The sequence below is a fragment of the Chromatiales bacterium 21-64-14 genome (genome assembly GCA_002255365.1).
Taxonomy (GTDB): Bacteria; Pseudomonadota; Gammaproteobacteria; order 21-64-14; family 21-64-14; genus 21-64-14.
In genome coordinates, this window is sequence record NCBI01000021.1 from 1 (window position 1) to 11,882 (window position 11,882).

The 11,882-nt window shown below is 64.9% G+C and carries 11 protein-coding genes; 8 read left to right on the top strand and 3 right to left on the bottom strand.

Going from position 1 to position 11,882, the window contains the following annotated elements; translation table 11 throughout:
- Positions 1-377 precede the first annotated feature (377 nt).
- A complete protein-coding gene (locus tag B7Z66_10375) occupies positions 378-1,082 on the bottom strand; it encodes an NrdJb (GenBank protein ID OYV76001.1) in 705 nt (234 codons plus the stop codon).
- A gap of 106 nt (positions 1,083-1,188) precedes the next feature.
- Positions 1,189-3,342, bottom strand: coding sequence for a ribonucleoside-diphosphate reductase, adenosylcobalamin-dependent (locus B7Z66_10380; GenBank protein ID OYV76002.1), 2,154 nt, complete (start codon positions 3,340-3,342; stop codon positions 1,189-1,191).
- A 607-nt stretch (positions 3,343-3,949) separates the two neighbouring features.
- Here B7Z66_10380 and B7Z66_10385 point away from each other — a divergent pair.
- The 8 genes from B7Z66_10385 to B7Z66_10420 all read left to right on the top strand — a co-directional run bounded on the left by B7Z66_10385 (position 3,950) and on the right by B7Z66_10420 (position 11,267).
- On the top strand, positions 3,950-5,296 hold the full coding sequence (locus B7Z66_10385) for a serine endoprotease DegQ (protein ID OYV76041.1): 1,347 nt from the start codon (positions 3,950-3,952) through the stop codon (positions 5,294-5,296).
- Between the two features lie 194 nt (positions 5,297-5,490).
- On the top strand, positions 5,491-5,940 hold the full coding sequence (locus B7Z66_10390; protein OYV76003.1) for a ligand-binding protein SH3: 450 nt from the start codon (positions 5,491-5,493) through the stop codon (positions 5,938-5,940).
- A 143-nt stretch (positions 5,941-6,083) separates the two neighbouring features.
- Positions 6,084-6,692: an SAM-dependent methyltransferase gene (locus B7Z66_10395; GenBank protein OYV76004.1), complete on the top strand. Its 609-nt coding sequence runs from the start codon at positions 6,084-6,086 to the stop codon at positions 6,690-6,692.
- 177 nt (positions 6,693-6,869) lie between these two features.
- Positions 6,870-7,967 (top strand): glycine cleavage system protein T, encoded by a 1,098-nt coding sequence (locus B7Z66_10400; GenBank protein ID OYV76005.1) that lies wholly within the window; start codon positions 6,870-6,872, stop codon positions 7,965-7,967.
- Between the two features lie 48 nt (positions 7,968-8,015).
- The gene (locus B7Z66_10405; protein ID OYV76006.1) at positions 8,016-8,411 is read left to right on the top strand and encodes a glycine cleavage system protein H; all 396 of its coding nucleotides are present in this window, start codon (positions 8,016-8,018) and stop codon (positions 8,409-8,411) included.
- 91 nt (positions 8,412-8,502) lie between these two features.
- Complete coding sequence (locus B7Z66_10410; GenBank protein OYV76007.1) at positions 8,503-9,900, top strand: glycine dehydrogenase (aminomethyl-transferring); 1,398 nt, start codon at positions 8,503-8,505, stop codon at positions 9,898-9,900.
- A gap of 74 nt (positions 9,901-9,974) precedes the next feature.
- Positions 9,975-10,475, top strand: a complete 501-nt coding sequence (locus tag B7Z66_10415) for a lipid hydroperoxide peroxidase (GenBank protein OYV76042.1) — start codon at positions 9,975-9,977, stop codon at positions 10,473-10,475.
- A 60-nt stretch (positions 10,476-10,535) separates the two neighbouring features.
- Positions 10,536-11,267, top strand: a complete 732-nt coding sequence (locus B7Z66_10420) for a 16S rRNA (uracil(1498)-N(3))-methyltransferase (GenBank protein ID OYV76008.1) — start codon at positions 10,536-10,538, stop codon at positions 11,265-11,267.
- Between the two features lie 99 nt (positions 11,268-11,366).
- On the opposite strand, the gene B7Z66_10425 is transcribed toward B7Z66_10420, so the two are convergent.
- Positions 11,367-11,840, bottom strand: coding sequence for a hypothetical protein (locus B7Z66_10425; protein ID OYV76009.1), 474 nt, complete (start codon positions 11,838-11,840; stop codon positions 11,367-11,369).
- Positions 11,841-11,882 lie beyond the last annotated feature (42 nt).

Genomic DNA, 11,882 nt, shown 5'->3' on the forward strand with positions numbered 1-11,882 from the left:
CGCAGATGTTTCGGGAGGCCCGCGTGACCGTGTAGCGGAATACGTCTTCTGGTTTCGGGTCGGGCGTCAGTTTGAGGGCGATAAATTGTGGGTGTCCCAATTTTACCCGCCTCCCAATTTTACCCGCCGTCCAGTTGGGCTTCCGGATACCGGTCTGCAATGCTGATTCCTATGTTCCCTACCGCGGCCCGTATCCGGGTCATGCATCAAGAATGACTTGGCTCTAACACCTTCCTCACAAGGATCAAAATTGGGGGCGTCTAAGCAACGCCCCCCGAATTTGCAACTTATGGTCGCACCATTTGCAGCTTATGCCCGCAGATTTGCAGCTTATGGTCACACCCACAACATTTCATGAGGTAACGAACACCAACCCGTCAGGAACACTTGGAATCCCCACAGCTCAAGCAGGTCAGGCAGCCGTCCATGAGGATTACGGCCTTGGTCTGGCACTTGGCACAGAGCTGCGCACCGTCGGGGAAGGTAGCGCCCACTTCGCCGTCCACCGCCCCGCCCGCGCTGCGGGACGCCTCGTATTCGGCGCGCTTCTCTTCCACAAAACGGCGCTGGTGATCGTCGAGCCCGTCATCCTTGAGCAGCCCGATCATGCGCAGGTGGCGCTCGATAACGTCGCCGATCTCCGCCACCAGGGATGGCATGAACCCCCCGCCCTTCTTGAAATAGCCGCCGCGGGGATCAAACACCGAGCGCATCTCCTCCACCAGGAAGGTGACGTCGCCGCCCTTGCGGAACACCGCCGAGATGATCCGGGTGAGGGCCACTATCCACTGGAAGTGGTCCATGTTCTTCGAGTTGATGAAGATCTCGAAGGGGCGGCGCAGTTCATGCTCGGTGCCAGGGTTCAGAGTGATGTCGTTGATGGTGACATACAAGGCATGTTCGGAGAGCGGGGTTTTCACCTTGTAGGTGGATCCAATCAGGGCCTCGGGGCGCTCCACCTTCTCGTGCATGTGGATGATGTTGGACACATCGTCAGCCGGCCCAGCCGCCCCGGAATCCGTCTCCGGCTCCTCGGTCACCACTTCGTACTTGGCAATCTTTGTGTCGATCTTGATCGTCATGACCTGCTCTCCGATGCGGCGCCCGCTCCCGGCGGACGCCCTTCAAATCCAGTTCCTATCCCGTCGCGCCGGCGCCCTTGCGGCGGACACCGGCGCGAAATGCGTGCTAGAACTTCCCGTAATACCCTTCTTTCAGCGCGTCGAAGAGATTCGCCGCCGTGTGCATCTCCCCGTCATACTCCACCTCCTCGTTCCCTTTCGCCTCTACCACCGAGCCGTCTTCAAGCGTAAAGCGATAGGTAGTGGCGGCCAGGTCCTTCTCCTTGACCAATACCCCCTGGAACGCCTGCGGATTGAAGCGAAAAGTGGTACAGCCCTTGAGGCCCTGCTCGTAGGCGTAGAGATAGGTGTCCTTGAAGTCCTCGTAGGCATAGTCCGTCGGCACGTTGGCGGTCTTGGAGATCGACGAATCGATCCATTTCTGGGCGGCGGCCTGGATATCCACGTGCTGCGTGGGCGTAATGTCCTCGGAGGTGACGAAATAATCCGGCAGCCGCTCTTCGTCGGATTCCGCGGTGGGCATGGCCTTGGGGTTCACCAGGCTCCGGTAGGCCAGCAGCTCGAATGAGCACACGTCGACCTTCTCTTTGGTCTTGCGCCCCTGACGGATCACGTTGCGGAAATAGTGGTGGGCGAAGCTCGGCTCGATGCCGTTGCTGGCGTTGTTGCCCAGCGACAACGAAATGGTGCCGGTGGGCGCGATGGACGTGTGATGGGTGTAGCGCGCCCCGACCGAGGCAAGCTCCTCCACCAGTTCCGGCGCCACCTCGGCGATGCGCTGCATGTAGCGGCTGTAGCGGGCATGGAGCACCTTGCCCGGCACCTGGTCCCCCACCCGGTAGCCGTCGGCACGCATCTCGGGCCGCTTGGCAAGCATCTCCTCGGTCACGGCGAACATCTCCTCCATGATCGGGGCCGGACCCTTCTCGCGGGCCAACTCCAGGGCCGCTTCCCAACCGGTGACCGCCATCTCGCGGGTAACGCGATCGGTGAACTGCAGGGACTCGGGGGCGCCGTAACGCATACGCAGCATGGTCAGCGCGGAACCGAGGCCCAGGTAGCCCATCCCATGGCGCCGCTTGCGGTAGATCTCGCCGCGCTGGGCCTCCAAGGGCAGTCCGTTGATCTCCACCACGTTGTCCAGCATGCGGGCGAAGATCGCCACCACTTGGCGGTATTCCTCCCAGTCGAACCGCGCGCGCTCGGTAAAGGGCTCGCGTACGAACTTGGTGAGGTTCACGGAGCCGAGCAGGCAGGAGCCGTAAGGCGGCAGCGGCTGTTCGCCGCAGGGGTTGGTTGCGCGGATGTCCTCGCACCACCAATTGTTGTTCATCTCGTTGACCTTGTCGATCAGGATGAACCCGGGCTCGGCGTAATCGTAGGTGGACGACATGATGACGTCCCACAGGCGCCGCGCGCGGATCGTACGATATACGCGGCAGGCGACCTGGCCGCGGGCGTTGGCGATGTAGCCCTCCTTGATGGGCCAGTCGCGCCAGATCACATGCTCCGCGTCGTCCAGGTCGACGCCGTCGGTCTCCACCTCCTGGCGGCAGAGCGGAAACGCCAGTTTCCAGGGGGCGTCCTGCTTCACCGCCTCCATGAACTCCTCGGTGACCAGCAGCGAGCAGTTGAACTGGCGCAAGCGCCCGTTCTCACGCTTGGCGCGCACGAACTCCACCACGTCCGGGTGCCCGACGCTGAAGGTCGCCATCTGGGCGCCGCGCCGGCCTCCGGCGGAGGAGACGGTGAAACACATCTTGTCGTAGATGTCCATGAAGGACAGCGGCCCGGAGGTATAGGCACCGGCGCCGCAGACGTAGGCGCCGCGCGGGCGCAGCGTGGAGAATTCATAGCCGATCCCACAGCCCGCCTTCAGGGTAAGCCCCGCCTCGTGCACCTTGCCCAGGATATCGTCCATCGAGTCGCGCACGTTGCCGGACACCGTGCAGTTGATGGTGGACGTGGAGGGTTTGTAGGCCAGGGCACCGGCATTGGACGTGATGCGCCCGGCGGGAATCGCGCCCCGGCGCAGGGCCCACAGGAAATGCTCGTACCAGGACTCGACGCCCTCCGGGGTAGCCTCCACCTCCGCCAGAGCCCGCGCCACCCGCTGGTAGGTGTCATCCATGGTCGCATCGACCACTGTCCCATCCTTGGCCTTGAGACGGTATTTTTTGTCCCAGATGTCCCGGGAAGCCTCCTGGTACGGGATTTCGCCGACGGTGCTCGGCACCACACTCAGCTGTGCGGTTTTCATCTTAGATGGATCCCCCTCTGGTTTTGATGACGCGGCTGCTGCTTCCCTCGACCGGAGGAACACGTCCGGCGGGGCCGGGCTCCGGTTGCGGCGTTACCAGGGGGGCGGGAAGGTCCCCTGGCCCAACGACACTAGATCTTGTGCCTTTCAGAAAGTTATTCTTTGTGCGCCCGGCCTGTCAAGCCCCGGAGGACCCTGAGGATACAAGTATAATTATCTGTTTTTAAACGTATTTATAAATACGCCGTTGGAATCATTCGAATTTTTTATTGGCCCCCAGGGAAAGGGCACAAAACGGTCGGGCCACAAGATGTAGTGGCCACGACGTCCGGATTCCCGCCTTCGATGCGGGGTTCCGGCCGCCACTGCCGCCGCGCGCGGGCCGTGCCAGACTCCCGACCCGCGTGGGCATCCGGTGCGTGACCGCGTCCCGCAACGGATTCACCGGGAACCCATGCCGGTCCCGCGGGTCACTACAAGGGGACGCGACCCGTTTCCGGGGCCTTCGGCGTAGCGTCCGCTTAGCGGCCGGCGCTGCCAGCCCCATCAAAAACAAGGGAAGACCGTCATGTCCAATTCAACGAAGCATCCCGCCACGCGGGGTTCCATGGCTGTGCTGCTCCTGGCCCTGGTGGTCTGGGCGCTGCCCGCCGCTGCCGCAATGCCGCCGATAGTGGACGGAAAGCCACTGCCCTCACTGGCCCCCATGCTGGAACAGGTCACGCCCTCGGTGGTCAACGTCACGGCGCTCGGCCATGTCCAAGTCCAGAACCCGTTGCTACAGGATCCCTTCTTCCGCCGGTTCTTCAACCTCCCCAACGCACCTCAGGAGGAACAGCGCCAGGATATCGGTTCCGGGGTAATCATCGACGCCCAGCACGGCTACATCTTGACCAATAACCACGTGATCGCCAACGCCGACAAGATCATGGTGACCCTGCGCGACGGGCGCCGTTTGCCTGCCAAGCTGATCGGCACCGATCCGGCATCCGACGTGGCGGTGATCCAGGTGCATGCGGCCGGACTCAAGGCGATCCGCCTGGGGAACTCCGACGCCCTGCGGGTGGGCGATTTCGTAGTGGCCATCGGCAACCCCTTCGGCCTCGGCCAGACCGTGACCTCCGGGATCGTGAGCGCTTTGGGACGCAGCGGACTCGGGATCGAAGGTTACGAGGACTTCATCCAGACCGACGCGTCCATCAACCCGGGCAACTCCGGCGGTGCGCTGGTCAACCTGCGCGGGCAGCTGGTAGGGATCAACACCGCGATCCTCAGCCCTGCCGGAGGCAACATCGGGATCGGCTTCGCCATTCCCATCAACATGGCCCGCCAGGTCATGGATCAGCTCATCCGCTACGGTCAGGTGCGCCGCGGACAACTGGGGATCAGCGCCCAGGACCTGACCCCACGTCTGGCCCAGGCATTCAATGTCCAACGCCAGCGCGGCGTGGTAATCACCCGCGTGACACCGGACTCCCCGGCGGCCCGCGGGGGCCTGCAGGTCGGGGACGTGGTGGTTGCAGTCAACGGCCACCCAGTAAACCGCTCCGCGGAACTGCGCAACGCCATCGGGTTGCTTCAGGTGGGCGAAACCGTAACGCTGCAGGTGCTGCGCAACGGACAGCCCCGGACCCTGCAGGCCGTCATCACCGCTCCCAAACTGGAGACCCTGGACGGCAGCCGGGTGGATCCGCGCCTCGCCGGAGCGGTATTCGGGGATACCCAGCAGGACCTGACCGGGAACGACTCTGGGGCACGGGTCGTCTTGGTCTCGGTACAACCCGGCAGCCCCGCCTGGCAGGCCGGGCTGCGCCGCAATGATCAGGTGGTCTCCCTGAACCACCAACCCCTGCATGGGGTCGGCGAACTGAAAAATGCCGCGCGCCGGGGCCACGGGGCCCTGCTGTTCAATCTGCAACGAGGAAACGAGGCACTTTTCCTGCTTATTCAATAGGATAACGGTACGCACGGGGTCGCAGTCCGCCGGTCGGTACCCGGCCCCCCTCCAGGCACAAACCCGGGCAGCAGGCCAACGGAGACGCCCTGTGGCACGGGGCGTTGGGTCCGGCTTGATATATAAGAATACGGTGATATACTTAAATCATAAGTGAATCTTATCCGATCACCAGTATTTTTAGGAGGTGTACCATGTCCAGCCTGATTCCCAGCTTTCCCTATGACGGCGTCGTGACCGTGAACCGGGTGATTCTGAAGCCCGAATACACGGTAGAGGACCTTCAGGAACGGGTGGCGCTGCTGTGCGAGAACGTCAAGACCTATCACTCCGATACCGGCTTCGTCGGCGGATTCGTGGCCCTGAACAGCGGGCAGATCTCCAATGAGGGGTCGAGCATCGGGCAGGCAGTGGAGAACCCCATGAAGGGCCGTGAGGCCCTGGTGGTAACCTTCTGGCGCTCCTTCCAGGAACACGAGGCGTCCCACCGCAGTGCCGAGTTCCAACCCCTGTTCCAGCAGGTACTGGACCTCTGTGAAAACGGAAACGAGGAGATCGCCTATACCCTGCTGTGGCAGGGCAAAGGGTACAGCCCGACGGAGGCCGCCGCGGCGCGGCGCGCCAAGGAGAGCCACGCCGCCTGAACCCACCCTCGCCCCGGGGTAGGAGACGCTCCGGGACAGGTCGCAACCCGACGGCAGGCCGCCCTGGCCTGTCGTTGCTTTTGGAGGGGTGTTCGTTGTTAAGTAATCGCGGTCGGGCCGGTGTCGGGCCGCGGGAGGCCGCAGTGGATTCCACGTTCTGGGATGGACGCTACGAAGGCCCCGGTTATTGCTACGGGACCGAGCCCAACGACTTCCTCGTAGCCCAGGCCGGGCAGTTGCGCACCGGTATGCGGGCGCTGGCAGTGGGCGACGGGGAGGGGCGCAATGGTGTCTGGCTCGCCCAGCAGGGTCTGGACGTGCTCGCCGTGGACTATTCGGCTCAGGGCCTGCGCAAGACCCGCGCGCTGGCCGCGGCCCGCGGCGTCAGACTCACTACCGAACACGCCGATCTGGCTTCCTGGAACTGGCCCGAATCGGCCTTCGACGTGGTGGCGGCGTTATTCGTGCATCTGCCGCCCGCGGTGCGCGCACGGGTACACCACGCCATGCTCGCCGCCCTGAAACCCGGCGGACTCCTGATCCTGGAGGCGTTCCACCCGGCGCAACTCCAGCTGTCTTCCGGCGGGCCGCCGGCGGCCGAACTGCTGTATACCCAGGCACTGCTCGCGGCGGACTTCACGCGTGCCGGAGACCTCCGCCTGATCGAGACCCGCCGCGAACTGGCGGAGGGCACCGGCCACCGCGGACCCGCCGCAGTGGTGCAACTGCTCGCCCGTCGCGCCACCCGCTGACCACCCTGGACCCCCGAACCGACCCGTTACCTTGGCATGACCCACGGCGGTCGGTATATTGCGCGGACCGGGCCGGAAATATGGGCGCACATGACGCCGGGTACGGACACTCTGCCGCTTTCTCACCGGGTATCGGGTCCTAGGATAGGACCCGGCGCCGCAAACACAGGTAGGACGATGGGCAGACGCACCGCACTCTATCCCCAGCACCTGGATGCTGGCGCCAGGATGGTGGACTTCGGCGGCTGGGACATGCCGCTCCATTACGGCTCTCAGATCGATGAACACCACCAGGTCCGGCGCGATGCCGGCATGTTCGACGTCTCCCACATGGCGGTCCTGGATCTCGAGGGGGCGCAGACCCGCCCGTTCCTGCGCCATCTGCTGGCCAACGACGTCAACCGGCTCAAGCAACCCGGCAAGGCGCTCTACGCGTGCATGCTCAACGAGAAAGGCGGGGTCATCGACGACCTGATCGTTTATTTCCTGACTGAGCACCACTTCCGCATCGTGGTCAACGCCGCCACCCGGGACACCGACCGCGCATGGATCGAGGCCCAGGGCGAGGCCTTCGGCGTCCGCATCCAAGAACGCGGGGACGTGGCCATGATCGCCATCCAGGGGCCCGGCGCGCGCGCAAAGACGCACGCGCTGCTGCCCGCCGCCGTGGCCGACCCGGCCCGGGAGCTCGCGCCCTTTCACGGTGTCGAGGCGGACGGCTGGTTCGTAGCGCGCACCGGCTACACGGGCGAAGACGGCTTCGAGGTCATCCTGCCCACGGAACAGGCGAGCGACTTCTGGGGACGTCTACGCTCCTCAGGGGTGGCCCCGTGCGGACTGGGGGCCCGCGACACCCTGCGCCTGGAAGCGGGGCTGAATCTCTACGGCGCGGACATGGACGCCGCCACCACGCCGCTGGAATCGGGCCTCGGCTGGACGGTGGCCTGGGATCCACCGGAACGGGCGTTCATCGGGCGCGCGGCCCTGACCGCCCAGCAGAGCGCGCCGCACCCCCGACTCGTGGGACTGGTGCTACAGGACAAGGGCGTGCTGCGTAATCACCAGAGGGTCCTGGTGGAAGGCGGCGGCGCGGGCGAGGTGACCAGTGGCGGCTATTCGCCCACCCTGTCCAGGGCCATTGCCTACGCCCGGGTACCAGCCGGCGCCGGTGGCTCGTGCAGGGTGGAGATTCGTGGCAAACTGGTGCCCGCGCGAATCGTGAAGCCGCCCTTCGTGCGCAACGGCAAGCCGTGCGTGGCCACGGAATTTGGATAACCCCCGACATCCGGGCCCATAGCCGCCCGGGGCATGACGAGATTAAATATGAGCGAACTTCCCAGCGATCTGAAATACGCCAAGACCCACGAGTGGGTGCGGGTCCAGGACGATGGCACCGTGACGGTCGGAATCTCTGACCATGCCCAGGACCAGATGGGCGACATGGTTTATGTAGAAGTCCCGGACACCGGGCGCGCGGTGCAGGCGGGCGAGGCCTGCGCGGTGGTGGAATCGGTCAAATCCGCGTCCGACGTGTATGCGCCGGTCTCCGGAGAGGTCGTGGAATCCAACGCGGCCCTCTCCGATCACCCGGAGCAGGTGAACCAAGCCCCCTACGAGGCTGGCTGGCTGCTGCGCATCCGCCCCAGCGATCCCGCCGAACTGAAACACCTGATGGACGTCGACGGCTACCGGGATTTCCTCGCCACGGAAGAGCACTGACGCCCCGCGATGCCGGCCGGCAGGCTGGCTACCCGCGGGCTTGTGAACCCATCCGCCCCCGTACAACCGATCCTGTGAAGCCTGCATCCGTATGCCATTCATTCCCCACACCGAAGACGATATCCGCGCAATGCTGCAAGTCATCGGGGCACAGCGCATCGACGACCTGTTCGACGAGATCCCCACGGCGTTGCGCAGCGGGCGGCTGGACCGCATCCCGGAGGGTCTGAACGAGGCGCAGGTCACGCGCATCATGCGTGACCGCGCCAACCAGGACGGCTGTCCGCTGTGCTTCGCCGGCGCCGGCGCCTATGATCACCACGTGCCCGCCGCGGTATGGGAACTCACTACCCGGGGCGAGTTCTACAGCGCCTACACCCCCTACCAGGCGGAAGCGTCCCAGGGCACGCTACAGGTACTCTACGAGTATCAGACCATGATGGCCCAGCTCACCGCGATGGAGGTCTCTAACGCCTCCCTCTACGACGGGGCCTCGGCCCTCGCCGAGGCGGTGCTGATGGCGGTGCGTGGAAACCGCAACCATTCGTCCCGGCGTATCCTGATGCCGTCCGCCGTACACCCGGCGTACCGCAAGGTGGTGCATACCATCGTGCGCAATCAGCAGATCGAACTGGTGGAACTGCCCTACGCGCCGGACCAGGGGCGGATCCCGCAGCAGGCCCTGGACCAGCACGATGGCGCGCCGTACGCGGCGCTGGTCATTCCCTATCCCAATTTCTTCGGCATGCTGGAAGAGGTCGACACCCTCACCGACTGGGCCCACGCCCGGGGCATCCTGGTGATCGGCGTGGTAAACCCAGTAGCGGTGGCGATGTTGAAACCGCCGGGGGAATGGGGTGGCAGCGGCGCGGACATCGTCTGCGGTGAGGGCCAGCCGCTCGGCATTCCGCTGTCCTCCGGCGGCCCCTATTTCGGTTTCCTGTGCTGCAAACAGAACTTCGTGCGCCAGATGCCGGGGCGCCTGGTGGGACGCACGGTGGACCTGGATGGCCGGACCGGCTACACGCTGACGTTGCAGGCCCGCGAGCAGCACATCCGCCGCTCCAAGGCGACCTCGAACATCTGCACCAACCAGGGTCTGGCGGTCACCGCCGCCACCATCCATATGGCATTGCTGGGCGCCGAAGGCCTGGAGCGCGTCGCCGCCGCCTGCCACGCCAACACTCAGGCACTGGTGGAGCGGCTGTGCGCGATACCCGGTGTGAGCCGCGTGTTCCCGGGCCCTTATTTCCACGAGTCGGTGCTACGCCTCGACGCACCCACCGGCGAGGTGCTGCGGGCCCTGGCCGCCCAAGACCTGGTGGGCGGCTACGACCTGGGTGGAGACTACCCGGAGTTGGGCAATGCGCTGCTGGTGTGCGCCACCGAAGCACGTACCGATGAGGACCTGGATACCTATGCCCGGCACCTCGGCCGGATCCTGTCCAAACACACCGTGCTCCCTTGCCCGGTGCAGCCGAAGATCTAAACCGCGACCGCGGATCCGCGGCACCCCTGCCCATGGATCGCGACCGCCCACCGTGTCGAATCAGGAGGATGATCATGGCGACCATTACACTCAAGGGCAACCCCATCCACACCAGCGGCGACCTGCCGCAGGTCGGGAAGCAGGCCCCGGACTTTCGCCTCACGGACGCGGAGCTCAACGACCGCGGCCTCGCGGACTTCAAGGGCAAAAAGAAATTGCTGAACATCGTCCCCAGCCTGGACACGCCGGTATGCGCGATCTCCACGCGTAAATTCGACGAATTCGCCAAGGACCGGAAGGACGTGGTGATGCTCACCGTCTCCGCCGACCTGCCGTTCGCCCAGAAGCGCTTCTGCACCGCAGAGAAGCTGGGCAACGTGGTGGCCTTGTCGCTGATGCGCGGCCGGACCTTTGCCAAGGACTACGGCGTGCTAATCACCGATGGCCCCCTCGCCGGCGTCACCGCCCGGGCGGTAGTGGTGCTGGATAAGAACGACAAGGTCGTCTATACCCAGATGGTCCCGGAAATCGCCGAGGAGCCCGACTATGACAAGGCCCTCGCCGCGCTCCGCTGAAACGCCGGGAACGGCCTTTTCAGCGGCCTGTGAACGCCGCCCATCAAGAGCGATCCGAGCATGCGCGTGCCCCGGCTGTACGTACCCCAGCCCCTGGCGCCGGGCCTGAGTGTCGAGCTGGACCCCAGTGCAGCGCGTCACACCACTCGGGTGCTGCGTCTGCGGCCGGGGGCAGAGCTGATCCTGTTCAATGGAGACGGCAGCGAATATCACGCAGAATTGACCGGCGACCCCAAACGCGGCGGCTGCGCACGGATCATCGCCGCCGTTGAACGGCACAACGAGTCCCCGCTCGCCATCACCCTCGGGCAGGGCATTGCGCGTGGCGAACGCATGGACTACATCGTTCAGAAGGCAGTCGAACTGGGGGTGGCGTGCATCGTTCCCCTCATTACCGAGCGCACCGTGGTGCGGCTGGAGGGCGCGCGGCGTGAGCAGCGGCGCAGCCATTGGCAACGGATCGTCGAGAGCGCCTGCGAACAGTGCGGACGCACGCGGCTTCCACAACTCCTGGATCCGATGCCGCTGGACCAGTGGATCCCAGAGGTGCCAGCGGGAAACCGCTGGTATCTGGATCCAGACGCCCCGGCGGGCTTCGCCCAGCTACCGCGTCCAGTCGACGGCGTGGTGCTGGTCATCGGCCCCGAAGGCGGATTCAGCCCAGACGAGAAAGACACCGTACGTAAGGCCGGGTTCCGGGGCACCCGCATGGGCCCGCGGATCCTGCGCACCGAGACCGCGACGCTCGCCGCCCTCGCCGCCCTTCAAACCCTGTGGGGCGATGCGGGATAAGCGGCTGCGTGGGGGAATTGTCCCGCGGGTTCCTGGCCCGGATTCCTCAGCGGCGTTCGTCGCGAGCGCGCCGCCGCCGGAGTCCTGCTGAGGACTCAGCTAAAAAAAGACGTTGCGTACCATCGCTTCCAGCGTTTCCAGAGACGGGATCTGGGCGAACTCTCCATAGACCTCTACCATCTGGCGAACTGCCGGATGAGTGGTTTTCGGCACTTCCACCACGCGCACTCCGTCCGGCTCCACCTGCACCAAGTGCGGCAAGTCCTGAATGGCCAGGGCGTAGAACGGCGGATCCTGCGATCCTTCCAGAACGTTAATGACCGCGAGCCGTGCCCGGGGACCGGGGACCGGGCGCGGCGCGCCGCATATCGCCTCGAACGAGATCATCGGGATCTTGCGATCACGCCAAAGTAGCATGCCCAACATCCAGTCCGGTGCCTTGGCCACCGGGTCGGGCTCCTCGTAGGGAATGATCTCGGCCACCGCTGCGTTCGGCAACAGCAACAAATGATCCGTGATCGGCAACAGTAGACTGCGCACGGCGCGCACGGCGGCGGTTGCGGTCAAGGTCATGGCTGCGCTCCTTATAGGCCTGCTTTCGCTCGAGGCAAGACC